Here is a 15823-nt window from a genome sequence, read left to right on the forward strand (position 1 = left end):
CACGAGCGCGGACAGTTCCCTCTCCTGGGGGAGAGGGTTAGGGAGAGGGCGTTTACGTGGGGAAGGGAAGATAAACGCTCCCCCTCACCCCGACCCTCTCCCTCAAGGGAGAGGGAGAAAACCGACCGTCACCACGAGCGCGGATGGGGGAAAGGGAGAAAACCGACCGTCACCACGAACGCGGACAGTTCCCTCTCCCGGGGGAGAGGGTCAGGGTGAGGGCGTTTACGTGAGGGAAAAAGGATAAACGCTCCCCCTCACCCCAAAAGAGGGACAAATCCACCTGCCATCATTAAGAGGATACCAACGTGCGATTCCCGAACCAGCGTTTAGCGCAGCTCTTCGACATGCTGCAAAACGAGATCCTGCCGCAGGACGAACTGGCCCAGCGGCTGGCGGTGTCCACGCGCACCGTTCGGGCGGACATCACCGCGCTTAACGCGCTGCTGGCGCAGCACGGCGCGCAGTTTATCCTCAGTCGCGGCAACGGTTATCAGCTAAAAATCGACGACCCGGCGCGCTATCAGACCCTGAAAACGACCCATCCCCGCGCGTTGCGTATCCCGCGCAGCGGGCAGGAACGGGTGCATTATCTGGTGGTGCGCTTCCTGACCTCTGCCTTTTCGCTCAAACTCGAAGATCTGGCGGACGAATGGTTTGTCAGCCGCGCCACGCTGCAAAGCGACATGGCGGAAGTGCGCGAGTGGCTGCAACGCTATCATCTGACGCTGGAAACCCGCCCGCGCCACGGCATGAAACTGTTCGGCAGCGAGATGGCGATCCGCGCCTGCCTGACGGATCTGCTCTGGAAACTGGCGCAGCAGGACGGCCTCAACCCGCTGGTGACAGAAGTGGCGCTCAACGCGGGCGTGCCGGAAAAGCTGGCGGGGCTGCTTGACGCCTGCTTCAGCCGCTATCGCATTCGTCTGACCGACGAAGGCGAACTGTTTTTACGCCTCTATTGCGCGGTGGCGGTGCGGCGCATCAGCGAAGGCTATCCGCTGCCGGAATTTACGGTGGAAGAGGTGGCCGAAAACGTGCGCGAGGCCGCGCGTGATATTGCCGTCGCGCTGGAAGACATGGCCGGAAAACCGCTCTCCCCGCCGGAAGAAAACTGGCTACGGGTACACATTGCAGCCCGTCAGGTGCAGGAAATCGCTCCCAGCGCCATCAACGCCGACGACGACGAAACGCTGGTCAACTACATCCTGCACTACATCAACAGCCACTATAACTACAACCTGCTGAACGACGCGCAGCTTCATGCGGACCTGCTGACCCACATCAAAACCATGATCACCCGCGTGCGCTATCAGATCATGATCCCCAACCCGCTGCTGGACAACATCAAGCAGCACTACCCGATGGCATGGGACATGACGCTGGCGGCGGTCTCCGGCTGGGGAAAATACACGCCGTACACCATCAGCGAAAATGAAATTGGTTTTCTGGTGCTGCATATCGGCGTCGGGCTGGAGCGCCATTACAACATTGGCTACCAGCGCCAGCCGCGCGTGCTGCTGGTCTGTGATGCGGGCAATGCGATGGTACGAATGATTGAGGCGGTGCTGACGCGTAAATATCCGCAAATTGACGTTGTGCATACGCTCACCCTGCGCGATTACGAGCAGCGGGAAAGCATCAGCGAAGACTTTGTGATTGCCACCGCGCGGGTCAGTGAAAAAGGCAAACCGGTCGTGACTATCGCGCCGTTCCCGACCGATTACCAGCTTGAGCAGATCGGCAAACTGGTGCTGGTGGATCGCACCCGCCCGTTTATGCTCAACAAATACTTCGACGCGGCCCATTTTCGGATCGTCAATGAACCCATCGACCAGCAGACGTTATTCAAAACCCTCTGCGATCAGCTCCAGCGCGAAGGCTTTGTCGATGCGGAGTTTGTTGATTCCGTCAGCGAGCGTGAAGCGATCGTCAGCACCATGCTCGGCGATGGCATCGCGCTGCCGCACGCGCTCGGGCTGCTGGCGCAAAAAACGGTGGTCTATACCGTGCTGGCGCCGCAGGGCATCCGCTGGGGCGATGAAACCGCCCACGTGATTTTTTTGCTGGCGATCAGCAAGCGTGAATATGAAGAGGCGATGGCGATCTACGATATTTTCGTCACCTTCCTGCGCGAGCGGGCGATGGCCCGGCTCTGCGTCTGCCGCGACTTTAACGCGTTTAAAACGCTGGCGATGGAGTGCGTCAGCCGGTTTTGATGGACGACTACTCCCGTATCCCCTCGCCACGCGCAATGGCAAGAAACGCCATTACCGCGCCATTGTTCGCTTCTTTGCGGCTGACCAGCATCAGGTTGGCGGCAAGTTCTGCCACGTCCAGAGGGCGATACACCACCCCCGGAACGGAAATGTGCATCAGTGGCTCCGGGACCAATGCCAGTCCCTGACCCGCCGCCGCCAGCGTGAGGACGCTCAGCGAACTGGCAGAACAGTGGGAAATATGCGGATCGTGGCCGAGCAGGTGACTGAGGGCGGCATACAGCGACTCGTCCGCGCCGTGGGCATCGTAGAGAATCAGCGGTTCGGCGGCCAGCATCTCCACCGTCAGATGGGATTGACCGGCAAGCGGATGATCATCCGCCATCGCCACGATGCGTTTCCACAGACCAATTTTTTCCGCGACGAGCGCCGGGGAGTGGAGCTTATCGTGATCGGGGGTATAACCGATATCAAGCTGCCCTGCCAGCACGGCGTCAGCCTGGGCAAGTGGGGCGATCTCACTCACCACCAACTCCGCATCAGGATAATGTTGGCGAAAAGTGCGCAAATCGCGCGTCAGCTTGCCGCTAAATACCGCATTCCCGGCAAAACCAATCCGCACCTGACCCGTCTCGCCCCGTAAAGATCGCCGCACGGTTTGACAGGCGTTTTCAGCCTGATCCAGCGTGCGCTGCGCCTCAGTCTGGAGCAGTCGTCCGGCTTCGGTCAATTCCACTTTCCTGCTGGTGCGCACAAACAGCGGGCCGCCAAGCTCCTCCTCCAGCGCTTTAATCTGCATACTCAGCGCGGGTGGCACAATATTCAGCCGTTCAGCGGCGCGCGCAAAATGGCCCTCCTGGGCAACCGCCAGAAAATAACGCAGGTGACGTAACTCCATATGGCGACCCTCATGATTCACTCAAATTGAACGATTGGTCATTTTCATCTAATAGATTTTATCTTTAAGAACGGTAAAACTGAAATTCCTTTCCTGATGGAGTCTGAATGTCATGCAAAATTACCTCGACGATCGTCAACAAATTACCGACCTGCTCACCGGCTGGATGCATCGCGATCTGGGCGAATGGGATCAACTACGCAATCTGTTTCATCCTGACGGCACCATTGAAATCACCTGGTTTGAAGGCGCGGCCAGTGATTTTGTGGATGGCTCCATGCGCATGGGCGCGTCGGATGTCCGTACTAAACACCTGATCGGCACGCCGGTCGTCACTTTTAACAGCGATGCGACAAAAGCCATTGTTGAAACTAACGCGATGATTATCGGTGAAAACGTGAAGCTCAATCTGGGCTGCGTCGGTCACAATCGCTTTTACGATATGGCAGAAAAACGCGATGGCGTGTGGAAGCTGTTCAGACGCCAGAGTATTTACGATATGGCGAGCTTTACCTTCCCGCTCGGCCCGGTGGAAATAGACCAGGAGGCGGTGGCGAAATATCCGCGGGAATATGCGGCTCTGGCGTATCTCCTTGAAAAAACGGGCTTCCCGGTGCAGCGCGTTTTTGCCACGCGCGGAAGTGAACTCGAACAAAAAATGAAGGCGGACGCGAAGCGCTGGCTGGCGGTCTGAAAACAGGAAATCCTTTTACCCGGAGAACATGATGATCTCAACTTTTATTGTCCATAGCGAAAATGCAGATCTTGCCTGCTATCAGGAAGGTCAGGGGCCGCTGTTATTACTGATCGTTGGCGGAAATGGCGACAGTAGCCGTTTTATCGCGCTGTCGGCGCAACTGGCCGATCGTTACACCGTGGTGCGTTATGACCGGCGCGCTAATGCCCGTAGCGGCGGCGATACCGGGGCAGAACTGGATATGGCGCAGCAGGGGCGCGATGCCGCCGCCGTGATCCGCGCCGTGGGCAATCAACCGGCTTATGTCTTCGGCAACAGCGCCGGAGCCAACATTGCCTTAAAGCTGACGCAGGATCACCCCCAACTGGTGCGGGGCCTGATCGACCACGAGCCGCCGATCACCGACTTCCTGCCTGAAGCCGCGCCGTGGCGGGCTTTCTTTGATCGGGTCTACGACACTTATCTGCGCGAAGGGGGCGAAGCAGCGATGCGGCTGTTCGCCACGTCGTTCGAGGGGCTGGCGCTTAACGCCGACGCTCCGGGCGATCAGGATGGTGACTTTGAGCGTTTTATGGCGCATGAGTTCAGGGTAATCAACAGTTTTGTCCCGGATCTGGACGCGCTGCGCCGTGGTGGCGTACCGATGGTGACGGCAGCAGGGCGCGCCAGCGGTAACGCGTTTTATGTACAAACGGCGCATGAACTGGCGCGGCAATTGCCCTGCCCGTGCATTGAAGTCAGCGGTCATCATTTGAGCTACGCCACCGATGCCGCCGTTTTTGCTGATGAGTTACATCATATTATTGAGACGCTGAAGCGCGCGTGACTATACATACGGCGCGCGCAATTCAACGCAAATAATGTACGACCTGATTGCTGCTCCCGCGCCAGATCAGCATCGGGTCTTTGAGATCCTGCATAAACTTGCCGTCTACCAGCACGTTGATCAGATCCACCACTTCCTTCTGCGCGGCGCTGAGTTCATCGAGCTTATAGCCGGTCCACATCCAGATATCCTTGCCGGGGCATTCAGAGCGGATGCGCTGCACCAGCGCGAGGATTTCCGGCACGTTCTGCGGATGCAGCGGATCGCCGCCGGAGAGTGTGATCCCCTGGCGTTTGATGCGCGTGTCGTTCAGATCGCTGATGATCCGATCGGCCATCGCCCCGGTGAACGGCTCGCCGGAGTTCAGCCGCCAGGTGCTTTTGTTGTAACAGCCGGGGCACGCGTGGACGCACCCTGAGACAAACAGGGTGCAGCGGGTGCCTGGACCGTTGACGATGTCGACGGGGTAATACTGGTGATAGTTCATATCCGCTTCTTAAAGTATGTGCCTCGACACCCTCACCCCAGCCCTCTCCCTTAGGGAGAGGGAGTGGCGCGTGCCACGGTCGGGGTTACAGGGATTGCGCAGCCTGAGACTGGCGACTAACCCCATCACAACGCCGGACAATTCCCTCTCCCTTGAGGGAGAGGGTCAGGGAGAGGGGGAGAACTCACCAACAAGCTAACCCCACACATCACAAAACCCTTACCCAATCTGCCCATTTCCCAGATGCTTCACCCGCCGCTTCACTTCTTCCTGCTTGCCCGCGTTAAATGGACGCGCATCCGGGCTACCCAAATACCCGCACACGCGGCGCGTTACCGAGACGCGGGCGGCGTCGTGGTTGCCGCATTTCGGGCAGGTGAAGCCTTTGCTGGTGCATTCGAATTCGCCGGTAAAACCGCACTCGTAGCACTCGTCAATCGGGGTGTTCGTCCCGTAGTACGGCACATGCTGGTAGCTGTAATCCCAGACGTCTTCCAGCGCTTTCAGGTTGTGCTGAATATTCGGGTATTCGCCGTAGCAAATGAAGCCACCACTCGCCAGCGGCGGGTAGGGCGCTTCGAAGTCAATTTTGTCGTACGGATTAACCTTCTTCTCCACGTCGAGGTGGAAGCTGTTGGTGTAATAGCCTTTGTCAGTCACGCCTGCTACCACGCCAAACTCGGCGGTGTCCAGACGGCAGAAACGGTCGCACAGGTTTTCGCTCGGCGTGCTGTACAGGCTGAAGCCGTAGCCGGTTTCGTCTTTCCACTGGTCAACGGCCTGGCGCAGACGCTCAACAATCGCAACGCCTTTCGCACGCAGGGCTTCACTATCGTACATATGCGTTTCACCCGCCAGCGCGTTGATGGTTTCGTGAATGCCGATGTAGCCCAAAGAAATAGATGCGCGACCGTTTTTGAAGATTTCCGCCACGTCGTCGTCGGCGTTCAGACGCACGCCGCAGGCGCCTTCCATATAGAGGATTGGCGCGACGCGGGCTTTGACGCCTTCCAGCCGGGCGATGCGGGTCATCAGCGCTTTACGCGCCAGCACCAGACGTTCGTCCAGCAGTTTCCAGAACGTGGCTTCGTCGCCTTTCGCTTCCAGCGCGATGCGCGGCAGGTTGAGGCTGATCACCCCAAGGTTATTACGCCCGTCATGCACCTGCTCGCCGTTCTCGTTCTCCCACACGCCGAGGAAACTGCGGCAGCCCATCGGCGTTTTGAACGAGCCGGTAACTTTAACTACCTGATCGTAGTTCAGAATATCCGGGTACATGCGCTTGCTCGCACACTCCAGCGCCAGCTGTTTGATGTCGTAGTTGGCATCGCCTGGCTTGTGGTTGAGGCCGTCGCGGATGGCGAAAACCAGTTTCGGGAACACGGCGGTTTTACGGTTTTTACCGAGGCCCGCGATGCGGTTGCGCAGGATCGACTGCTGGATCAGGCGCGATTCCCAGCTGGTGCCCAGCCCAAAGCCAAAGGTGACGAACGGCGTCTGACCATTCGCGGTATGCAGCGTATTGACTTCATACTCCAGCGACTGAAACGCGTCGTAGCACTCTTTCTCGGTGCGGGAGTGCGCGTAGCCATCGGCATCCGGGATCTGCCACTCTTCGGCCGTTTTACGATGCTTGGCAAAGCTGGCGGCGACAAACGGGGCCAGCACTTCGTCAATACGGTTAATGGTGGTGCCGCCGTAAATATGGCTGGCGACCTGGGCGATAATCTGCGCGGTCACTGCCGTGGCGGTGGAGATCGATTTTGGCGGCTCGATCTCCGCGTTGCCCATCTTAAAGCCCTCGGTCAACATGCCTTTCAGGTCGATCAGCATACAGTTGAACATCGGGAAGAACGGTGAGTAGTCGAGATCGTGGTAGTGAATATCGCCGCGCTCGTGCGCCTGCACCACGTCGCGTGGCAGCAGGTGCTGACGGGCGTAGTGTTTGGCGACGATGCCCGCCAGCAGGTCGCGCTGGGTTGGGATCACTTTGCTGTCTTTGTTGGCGTTTTCGTTGAGCAGCGCGGAGTTGGTTTGATCGACCAGACCACGAATTTCCTGATTCAGACGGCCGCGCTTTTCACGTTCGATATCGCGATCATGGCGATATTCAATATAGGCGCGGGCCAGCTGCTTATACGGCCCGGACATCAGCTGGTTTTCGACCGCCGTCTGGATCTCGTTGATATCGACCTGCTGGCGGTCCTGCATCTGGTTACTGACGACTTCTGCGACGGTGGCGCAATAGTCTGCGTCATCGACTCCCGCTGCTTTAGCTGCACGTAGAATAGCTTCGTTAATGCGCTCTGATTTAAACGGCGCTTTGCAGCCGTCGCGTTTCATCACATGCGGTGTCATGATCACTCCATCTTTAAAAGAACAGGTTATCCACAAGGGAAAGGAAGCCCCGATCGGTTTTAATCGTTACTGTATCCAGAGACTTCCGGTATTTCCGGCCCGGTTTATCCACAACCTGCGAAAAAGGCTGTGCTGCAATAATAGACGATAAATACCATATGTTGGGCCGGGGCGCATTTTAAGTTCTATATGTAGTGATTTGCATCAAAGATGTTTGCAGTTTTATTGACGCAGGACAAAGTAAAAAAGGGACGGTACGGAAGACGGGCGCTGTGGCGGATATAATTTTTTGTACTGACTTAATGCCTGAAAAACCCTGAAAAGAGAAAGGAAAAACGAACTGCCCGGCCTGACCGGGCAGCGATAACTTACTGTAACCACCAGACCGCTTCGAAGGGGCGTAGCGTCATCGCGGCGGGCTGACCGGCAACTTCATCGTAGTTGCTCATCAGCACCTGCCAGCTTCCGGCCACCCCTTCCGGCTGCCAGTTCTGGCACGTGCGGCTGAGGTTCGCCACCACCAGCAGCGTCTGCCCCTGCCACTGGCGGCGATAGCACCACACCTGCGCAGACGCCGGGAGCAGGTCTTCGTAGTCTCCCCACGTCAGCACCGGCTGCGTTTTACGCAGGGCAATCAGCGTTTGATAGGTATAAAACACCGAGTTCGGGTCTTTTAGCGCCGCGTTCACGTTGATATCGCTATAGTTCGCGTTCACCGCGATCCACGGCTCGCCTGCGCTAAAACCGGCGTTCGGACCGGCGTCCCACTGCATCGGCGTGCGGCTGTTATCCCGCGAGCGCACCGCCAGAATTGCCAGCAGTTCCTGCGCATCGCGCCCGTTAACCCGCTGTTCGGCGAACATATTGTGGCTTTCAACGTCGCGGTAATCGGTGATGCGGGTAAAGTGCGGGTTAGTCATCCCAATCTCTTCACCCTGATAGATATACGGCGTCCCCTGCATCCCGTGCAGCACCATCGCCAGCATTTTGGCGGCGGGCACGCGGTATTCGCCTTCATCGCCGAAGCGCGAAACGATGCGCGGCTGATCGTGGTTACACCAGAACAGCGCGTTCCACGCCCGGTTGTGCATTCCCTGCTGCCAGTGGCGGAAGAGGGCTTTCAGGGCGATAAAATCCGGCTTCGCGCAGGTCCATTTTTCGCCGCCGGGATAATCCACCTTCAGATGATGAAAGTTAAAAGTCATCGACAGTTCGCTGCCGTCAAGCGAAGCATACTGCTGGCAGTTTTCCAGGCTGGTGGAGGACATTTCGCCGACCGTCATCAGCCCACGCGGGATAAACACATCGCGGCTCATCTCGCGCAAATACTCATGCGCACGCGGGCCGTCGGTGTAAAAACGGCGACCGTCGCCGAGCGGATCGTCCGGGAAAGTCAGATCTTTTGAGATCAGATTCACCACGTCCAGCCGCAGTCCGTCAACGCCGCGATCGGCCCAGAACTCGCAGACTTTTTTCAGTTCGTCACGCACCGCCGGGTTTTCCCAGTTCAGATCCGCCTGCTCCGGCGCGAACAGATGCAGATAATATTGCTCGCTCTCCGCCTGCCAGCGCCAGGCTCCGCCGCCGAACTTTGAGCGCCAGTTGTTCGGTGCCCGATCCGGCGTCCCGTCGCGCCAGAAATAAAACGCGCGGTAAGGGCTTTCAGGACTGAGCGCCTCGCGAAACCACGGATGCTGGGTGGACGTGTGATTAAACACCATATCAAGGATAATGCGCATCCCGCGCGCTTTGGCCTGCGCCACCAGCGCATCAAAATCATCCAGCGAACCGTAGGTCGGGTCGATGGCGGTATAGTTCGCCACGTCGTAGCCGTTATCAACCTGCGGCGAGATATAGAACGGCGTCAACCAGAGGGCATCCACGCCCAGCGTTTTCAGGTAGTCCAGCCGCCGGATGACGCCGCGTAAATCGCCGGTGCCGCTGCCGGTCGTGTCCTGAAAACTCTTTGGATAAATTTGATAGATGACGCCGTTTTGCCACCAGTGAGGAAGGGTATTCATAATGATTTCCTGCAAATGCGAAGGGGCGCAATGGCGCCCCAAAAAGAGTTAAACACTCTGTAACGTGCCCTGACGGTGTTTGCGCTGATACATCACCGTGGTCAGAACAATCGGGATCACAATCGCCACCAGCATCGCCATACTGAAGACCTGCCAGTAGCCCGGTTGAATCGACAGAATACCCGGCAGGCCGCCGACGCCGATGCCATTAGCCATCACGCCGTACAGCCCGCAGAGCAGGCCCGCAAGGCCGGAGCCAATCATCGCGCACAGCATCGGGAAACGGTATTTCAGGTTGATACCGTACATCGCCGGTTCGGTCACGCCGAGGAAGGCGGCAATCGCTGCCGGAACGGAAATTTCGCGCTCGTTATGTTTGCGGCTGACCAGAATCACGCCGACGACGGCCGACGCCTGGGCAATGTTCGACAGTGCGATCAGCGGCCACACCGGGGTTCCACCGAGGCTCTGGATCATCTGCATATCAATCGCCAGCGTGGTCTGGTGGACGCCGGTGATCACCAGCGGCGCATACAGGAAGCCGAACAGCGCCGCGCCTACCGGGGCAAAGCTGCCGGTCATCAGATGGCGCACCGCAAAGGCCACGCCGTCGCCGATCATCCGGCCAAACGGCCCGATCAGCGCGTGGGCGAGGAACACCGCCAGCAGCAGCGAGCAGACCGGGACGATCACCAGGTAAAGGTAGCTCGGCACAATGCGCTTAAGGTTGATTTCAATAAAACCGAGCGCCAGACCCGCCAGCAGCGCCGGGATCACCTGCGCCTGATAGCCCACTTTGGCGATGCTGAACAGGCCGAAGTTCCACACTTCCGGCACCTGTTGCCCAAGTAAGTAAGCGTTCATTAACTGCGGCGAAACCAGCGTGACGCCCAGCACAATGCCGAGGATCGGCGTGCCGCCCATTTTACGTACCGCCGACCAGCAAATTCCCACCGGCAAGTAGAAGAAAATCGCCTCGCCAATCAGCCATAAGAAGTCGTAAATGGTCTTCAGCGCCGGGAACATCTGCGCCAGCGTCTGGCCATTGCTCATCGGCAAATCGCCGATCACGTTGCGAAAACCGAGGATCAGACCACCGCTGATCAGCGCTGGCAGCAGCGGGAAGAAAATCTCGGCGAAGTGCGAGATAAGCTGTTCATACCATTTCATATTCTGCCGGGCGGCTTTTTTCGCCTGCTCTTTATCGGCATGCGCCTGCCCGGTGGAGGCCAGCAGCACTTTATAGTAGTCACCGACGTCGGTGCCAATCACCACCTGGAACTGCCCGGCGTTGGTGAAGCAGCCCTTGACCATCGGCAGTTCTTCGATCGCTTTCGGATCCGCCTGTGCGGGCTGGTTCAGCACGAAACGCAGGCGGGTAATGCAGTGGCTGACGGTGGCGATGTTTTCGCGCCCGCCCACCAGTTCGATCAGTCGATCGATATCCTGTTGGTTAACTTTACTCATCTATAAAGCCTCATGGCAGATGAAAGAGGGGTGAGGGTAATGAACGGGCGCAAGAATATCGCTTCGCTGAATGAGTGAAAACGGGAACGTTCCCGAAACGCAGCGAGGATCACAGAAATTGTTGTTGGCGTGTTAAGAGAGAGTGGCGGGGATCACGATTTGCTGTCGCTCACGGCGGCCGTTGATCTGCTCGATCAACTGCGTCGCCGCCTGGCGTCCGGCCTCGCCGTAGCCCGGATCGACGGTGACGATTTCCGGGTGCAGAAACTTCACCAGTGGCGTATTACCGACGCTCGCCAGTTGCACCGTCTCTATGCGTTGTTCCTGTAAATATTTACTGGCGCCGAGCGCCAGCGTATCGGTCGCGCACACCAGGGCGGTGGTCTGCGGACTGAGCACCTGCTGCACATGTTCATACCCCTGCTTCATGGACAAACCGGGCAGCGCCGACAGCGCAGGCAGGGCGTGTTTTTTGCAGAAGTTTTGCCAGGCCTCATGACGGCGCTGACCGGTGGTGATGTCGTGATGCGGCACGCCGAGATAGCTGATATGCCGATGACCACGATCGTAAAGCCGCTGCATCAGGATCTGGATGGCACCTTCATCGTCATAGCAGACGGAGGCAAAACCGCTGGCATCGCGCGCCATCAGCACCAGCGACGCCTGCCAGCGGGCGAGCATATCGACGTTAATGCCGGTAAAGCCAAACAGCACCACGCCGTCGATGTTTCGCCGCTGAAGCATCCCCAGATGCTCCTCCACCATCGCCGTCGAGAACTGGCTCTCCATCATGATCGGATCGTAGCCCTGCTCATAAAACACCGGCAGCATGGTCTGTACGGCGAGGTTTTCTGACAGCGAATCCAGACGGGTAACGATAATGGCGACGACTTTATCGCTCTGCCCACGCATCGCCCGCGCCGAGCGCGACGGGGAGAAGCCGTGCTGACTCATCACCGCTTCGACGCGTTCGCGGGTGCGCTCGCTGACGCCGCTTTCATTATTGAGCACGCGGGAAACGGTGGATTTTCCTACGCCGCTTAAGCGCGCAATGTCTTTAATCGTCAGCCGGTTTTGCATCCTGTCGTCCCGTGAGATGAAGCGAGTGAATAAAAGAGCTTAACTTTACTGAAGCGCGGGGCAATGAGCAAAGTCTGGTTTACCTGCGGTTTAGCGAAGCGGCGATATCATAGCGCTATAACGGCCACAAATTATATTGAGAAACGTATAATTCGCGGCACTTTCATCTTTCCCACTTACCGGAGGCTTTATGGATCCCGATCCCACCCCTCTCCCACGCTGGAGCGCTTTTAACGTCCGGTAAGCCAGTCTTTTCACTGTCTTACCGCACGCGTAAGGCAGTGACGCCCGTTGCGTCCCTGTAGTTAATCGGCTACCTGTCAGGCTGTGCCTGAAGGATTTTCTGCGCCCGCTGGTAACGGGCGCGGAGGGACTTATTATGTTTATCAATATCACCCGTCAGCTATTTGCCCGGCTGAACCGTCATTTACCCCGCCGTCTGGTGCAGCGCGATCCGCTGCCGGAGGCAAAAAATCTCACTGTCGGGCCGGTCCCGGCGTCACTGAGCGAACGCTGTCTGAAGGTGGCGGCGATGCGCGAAGGCGATCTGTGGTCAGCCTTTAACAGCCACCCGGAAGGGCTGAACGCGGCGGAAGTTGAGGCCGCCCGCGCCCGTCACGGGGAAAACCAGCTTCCGGCGGAGCAACCGTCGCCGTGGTGGGTGCATTTGTGGATCTGCTATCGCAACCCGTTCAACCTGCTGCTGACCGTGCTGGGGATGATTTCCTATGCCACGGAAGATCTCTTTGCGGCGGGCGTGATTGGCCTGATGGTGGGGATCTCAACGCTGCTTAATTTTGTGCAGGAAGCGCGTTCGACCAAAGCCGCCGACGCGCTGAAGGCGATGGTCAGCAACACCGCCACGGTACTGCGGGTGAAAAATGAAAAAGGGGAGAACGGCTGGATCGAACTGCCCATCGATCAACTGGTGCCGGGCGATGTGATCAAGCTGGCGGCGGGGGATATGATCCCGGCGGATCTGCGCGTGCTTCAGGCGCGCGATCTGTTCGTCGCTCAGGCCTCGCTGACCGGCGAATCGCTGCCGGTTGAGAAAGTGGCCCGCACCCGCGATGCGCGGCAGAGCAACCCGCTCGAATGCGACACCCTGTGTTTTATGGGCACCAATGTGGTGAGCGGCACGGCGCAGGCGCTGGTGATCGCGACCGGCGGCAGCACCTGGTTTGGTCAACTGGCCGGGCGGGTGAGCGAGCAGCAGAGCGAGCCAAATGCCTTCCAGAAAGGTATCAGCCGCGTCAGTATGCTGCTGATCCGCTTTATGCTGGTCATGACGCCGCTGGTGCTGCTGATTAATGGCTACACCAAAGGCGACTGGTGGGAAGCGGCGCTGTTCGCGCTGTCGGTGGCGGTCGGCCTGACCCCGGAAATGCTGCCGATGATCGTCACTTCAACGCTGGCGCGCGGGGCGGTAAAGCTGTCCAGGCAGAAAGTGATCGTCAAACACCTCGACGCCATTCAGAACTTTGGCGCAATGGATATTCTCTGCACCGATAAAACCGGGACTCTGACCCAGGATAAAATCGTGCTGGAAACCCACAGCGATATTTCCGGGCGCGCCAGCGAGCGCGTGCTGCATGCGGCATGGCTCAACAGCCACTACCAGACCGGGTTGAAAAACCTGCTCGACACCGCCGTGCTGGAGGGCGTGGAGGAAGACGCGGCGCGCGGACTTTCCACCCGCTGGCAGAAGGTAGATGAAATCCCCTTTGATTTTGAACGCCGCCGGATGTCGGTGGTGGTCAGCGAGCAGCCAGAGGTGCATCAGCTTATCTGTAAGGGCGCATTGCAGGAGATCCTTAGCGTCTGCGCATCCGTTCGTCACAACGGCGAGATCGTGCCGCTGGATGCGCAAATGCTGCGCCGGGTGAAGCGCGTAACTGACACCCTTAACCGCCAGGGGCTGCGGGTGGTGGCCGTGGCGACCAAAATTCTCCCGGCGCGGGAAGGCGACTATCAGCGGATTGATGAATCTGATCTGATCCTCGAAGGGTATATCGCCTTCCTCGATCCGCCGAAAGAGACCACTGCTCCGGCGCTGAAAGCGCTAAAAGCCAGCGGTATCACCGTTAAAATTCTCACCGGCGACAGTGAACTGGTGGCGGCGAAAGTGTGCCACGACGTCGGTCTGGACGCGGGTGAAGTGGTGGTGGGCAGCGATATTGAGCGGCTTAGCGACGACCAGCTGGCGAGTCTTGCGCAGCGCACCACGCTGTTTGCCCGCCTGACGCCGCTGCATAAAGAGCGGATCGTCACGCTGCTGAAGCGGGAAGGGCACGTTGTCGGCTTTATGGGCGACGGCATTAACGACGCGCCCGCGCTGCGGGCGGCGGACATCGGTATTTCAGTGGATGGCGCGGTAGATATCGCCCGCGAGGCGGCGGATATCATCCTGCTGGAAAAAAGCCTGATGGTGCTGGAAGAGGGGGTTATTGAAGGACGCCGCACGTTCGCCAACATGCTGAAATACATCAAAATGACCGCCAGCTCTAACTTTGGTAACGTCTTTAGCGTGCTGGTCGCGAGCGCTTTTCTGCCGTTTTTACCGATGCTGCCGCTGCATCTGCTGATCCAGAACCTGCTGTACGATGTATCCCAGGTGGCGATCCCGTTTGATAACGTGGACGACGAGCAGATCCGCAGGCCGCAGCGCTGGAACCCGGCCGATCTGGGGCGCTTTATGATCTTCTTCGGCCCGATCAGCTCGATCTTCGACATCCTCACCTTTTGCCTGATGTGGTGGGTGTTCCACGCCAACACCCCGGAGGCGCAGACCCTGTTCCAGTCCGGCTGGTTTGTGGTGGGGCTGCTGTCGCAAACGCTGATAGTGCATATGATCCGCACCCGCCGCCTGCCGTTTATTCAAAGCCGCGCCGCCTGGCCGCTGATGTTGATGACGCTGCTGGTGATGGTGATGGGCATCGCGCTGCCGTTCTCGCCGCTGGCGGGATATCTTCAGCTTCAGGCGCTGCCGCTCAGCTATTTCCCGTGGCTGATAGCGATTCTGGCGGGATATATGACGCTGACCCAGTTGGTCAAAGGGATGTATAGCCGCCGCTACGGCTGGCAATAATCTGCTTCAGGAGATGATGCAATAAAGGTGAATAATCCAGGCATGACGCCTGGATTATGTCATTAGCGACGTACAGCGATCGCTTCAATCTCAATTTTCACGTCTTTCGGCAGACGAGCCACTTCAACGCAGGAGCGCGCCGGGAAGGTGGCGTTGTGCTCATTGAAAAACGCTTCATAGGTGGCGTTAACGGTGGCGAAATCATTCAGATCTTTAACGAAAACGGTGGTTTTAACGATATCACCCACTTTCAGACCAGCGGCTTCAACAATGGCCTTCACGTTTTCCAGCGACTGGCGCGCCTGGGCGGAAACGTCATCCGGCACGCTGCCGGTTTTCGGATCGACCGGGATTTGGCCGGACGTGATGATCATGCTGCCAAGATCCACACCCTGAACATACGGGCCGATAGCTGCCGGTGCATTTTCCGTCGCGATAGTTTTAGACATAGTTTCTCCTGAAGTTATTCGATGTGTTCCAGTGGGGGGCATTATACAAACATTAAGGCGGCAGGAGAAAAAGTCTTTCAGGGTCTCGTTCCTGTAGCAGAGAGCGTAGCCGTGAACGCCCTCACCCTAACCCTCTCCCCCAGGAGAGGGGACCGCCCGGCGTTGTGGTCACGTCCGGTTTTCTCCCCTCTCCCCTGAGGGAAAGGGAACAGCCCGGCGTTGTGGCCACGTCC

The 15823-nt window shown here is 58.2% G+C and carries 12 protein-coding genes; 5 read left to right on the forward strand and 7 right to left on the reverse strand.

The window, feature by feature from the left end; all coding sequences use genetic code 11:
* Positions 1-308: 308 nt before the first annotated feature.
* Positions 309-2219 carry a PRD domain-containing protein gene (locus RT197_RS21590; RefSeq protein WP_312953276.1) on the forward strand — a complete coding sequence of 637 codons (1911 nt, stop codon included), beginning with the start codon at positions 309-311 and terminating at the stop codon, positions 2217-2219.
* A gap of 7 nt (positions 2220-2226) precedes the next feature.
* Here RT197_RS21590 and RT197_RS21595 read toward each other — a convergent pair whose 3' ends face one another.
* Positions 2227-3117, reverse strand: a complete 891-nt coding sequence (locus tag RT197_RS21595) for a LysR substrate-binding domain-containing protein (RefSeq protein WP_312953277.1) — start codon at positions 3115-3117, stop codon at positions 2227-2229.
* A 112-nt stretch (positions 3118-3229) separates the two neighbouring features.
* Between RT197_RS21595 and RT197_RS21600 the strand changes: the two genes are divergently transcribed.
* Together RT197_RS21600 and RT197_RS21605 are read left to right on the forward strand one after the other, a co-directional pair.
* Positions 3230-3811 carry a nuclear transport factor 2 family protein gene (locus RT197_RS21600; RefSeq protein ID WP_312953278.1) on the forward strand — a complete coding sequence of 194 codons (582 nt, stop codon included), beginning with the start codon at positions 3230-3232 and terminating at the stop codon, positions 3809-3811.
* Positions 3812-3839: 28 nt separating this feature from the next.
* On the forward strand, positions 3840-4640 hold the full coding sequence (locus tag RT197_RS21605) for an alpha/beta hydrolase (RefSeq protein WP_312953279.1): 801 nt from the start codon (positions 3840-3842) through the stop codon (positions 4638-4640).
* A gap of 22 nt (positions 4641-4662) precedes the next feature.
* On the opposite strand, the gene nrdG is transcribed toward RT197_RS21605, so the two are convergent.
* From nrdG to treR, 5 genes are all read right to left on the reverse strand, one after another.
* Positions 4663-5127 (reverse strand): anaerobic ribonucleoside-triphosphate reductase-activating protein, encoded by a 465-nt coding sequence (gene nrdG / locus RT197_RS21610; protein ID WP_312953280.1) that lies wholly within the window; start codon positions 5125-5127, stop codon positions 4663-4665.
* Between the two features lie 219 nt (positions 5128-5346).
* Positions 5347-7485, reverse strand: a complete 2139-nt coding sequence (nrdD, locus tag RT197_RS21615; protein WP_312953282.1) for an anaerobic ribonucleoside-triphosphate reductase — start codon at positions 7483-7485, stop codon at positions 5347-5349.
* A gap of 368 nt (positions 7486-7853) precedes the next feature.
* On the reverse strand, positions 7854-9506 hold the full coding sequence (gene treC / locus RT197_RS21620; protein WP_312953283.1) for an alpha,alpha-phosphotrehalase: 1653 nt from the start codon (positions 9504-9506) through the stop codon (positions 7854-7856).
* Positions 9507-9554: 48 nt separating this feature from the next.
* On the reverse strand, positions 9555-10973 hold the full coding sequence (gene treB / locus RT197_RS21625) for a PTS trehalose transporter subunit IIBC (protein ID WP_312953284.1): 1419 nt from the start codon (positions 10971-10973) through the stop codon (positions 9555-9557).
* 132 nt (positions 10974-11105) lie between these two features.
* Positions 11106-12053, reverse strand: a complete 948-nt coding sequence (treR, locus tag RT197_RS21630; protein ID WP_312953285.1) for a trehalose operon repressor TreR — start codon at positions 12051-12053, stop codon at positions 11106-11108.
* Between the two features lie 190 nt (positions 12054-12243).
* Between treR and mgtL the strand changes: the two genes are divergently transcribed.
* Positions 12244-12297 carry a mgtA regulatory leader peptide MgtL gene (mgtL, locus tag RT197_RS22055; protein WP_409529710.1) on the forward strand — a complete coding sequence of 18 codons (54 nt, stop codon included), beginning with the start codon at positions 12244-12246 and terminating at the stop codon, positions 12295-12297.
* A gap of 135 nt (positions 12298-12432) precedes the next feature.
* A complete protein-coding gene (mgtA, locus tag RT197_RS21635) occupies positions 12433-15141 on the forward strand; it encodes a magnesium-translocating P-type ATPase (protein ID WP_312953286.1) in 2709 nt (902 codons plus the stop codon).
* A gap of 62 nt (positions 15142-15203) precedes the next feature.
* On the opposite strand, the gene ridA is transcribed toward mgtA, so the two are convergent.
* A complete protein-coding gene (gene ridA, locus RT197_RS21640; protein ID WP_312953287.1) occupies positions 15204-15590 on the reverse strand; it encodes a 2-iminobutanoate/2-iminopropanoate deaminase in 387 nt (128 codons plus the stop codon).
* Between the last annotated feature and the right edge of the window lie 233 nt (positions 15591-15823).

The organism is Superficieibacter sp. (assembly GCF_032071645.1).
Classification (GTDB): Bacteria; Pseudomonadota; Gammaproteobacteria; order Enterobacterales; family Enterobacteriaceae; genus Superficieibacter.

Excerpts from the sequence above, each read along its gene's own strand:
- treR (WP_312953285.1), bottom strand. The coding sequence starts at position 12,053 with ATGCAAAACCGGCTGACGATTAAAGACATTGCGCGCTTAAGCGGCGTA.
- nrdG (WP_312953280.1), bottom strand. The coding sequence starts at position 5,127 with ATGAACTATCACCAGTATTACCCCGTCGACATCGTCAACGGTCCAGGC.
- mgtA (WP_312953286.1), top strand. The coding sequence starts at position 12,433 with ATGTTTATCAATATCACCCGTCAGCTATTTGCCCGGCTGAACCGTCAT.
- ridA (WP_312953287.1), bottom strand. The coding sequence starts at position 15,590 with ATGTCTAAAACTATCGCGACGGAAAATGCACCGGCAGCTATCGGCCCG.
- RT197_RS21605 (WP_312953279.1), top strand. The coding sequence starts at position 3,840 with ATGATGATCTCAACTTTTATTGTCCATAGCGAAAATGCAGATCTTGCC.
- RT197_RS21595 (WP_312953277.1), bottom strand. The coding sequence starts at position 3,117 with ATGGAGTTACGTCACCTGCGTTATTTTCTGGCGGTTGCCCAGGAGGGC.
- nrdD (WP_312953282.1), bottom strand. The coding sequence starts at position 7,485 with ATGACACCGCATGTGATGAAACGCGACGGCTGCAAAGCGCCGTTTAAA.
- treB (WP_312953284.1), bottom strand. The coding sequence starts at position 10,973 with ATGAGTAAAGTTAACCAACAGGATATCGATCGACTGATCGAACTGGTG.
- treC (WP_312953283.1), bottom strand. The coding sequence starts at position 9,506 with ATGAATACCCTTCCTCACTGGTGGCAAAACGGCGTCATCTATCAAATT.
- RT197_RS21600 (WP_312953278.1), top strand. The coding sequence starts at position 3,230 with ATGCAAAATTACCTCGACGATCGTCAACAAATTACCGACCTGCTCACC.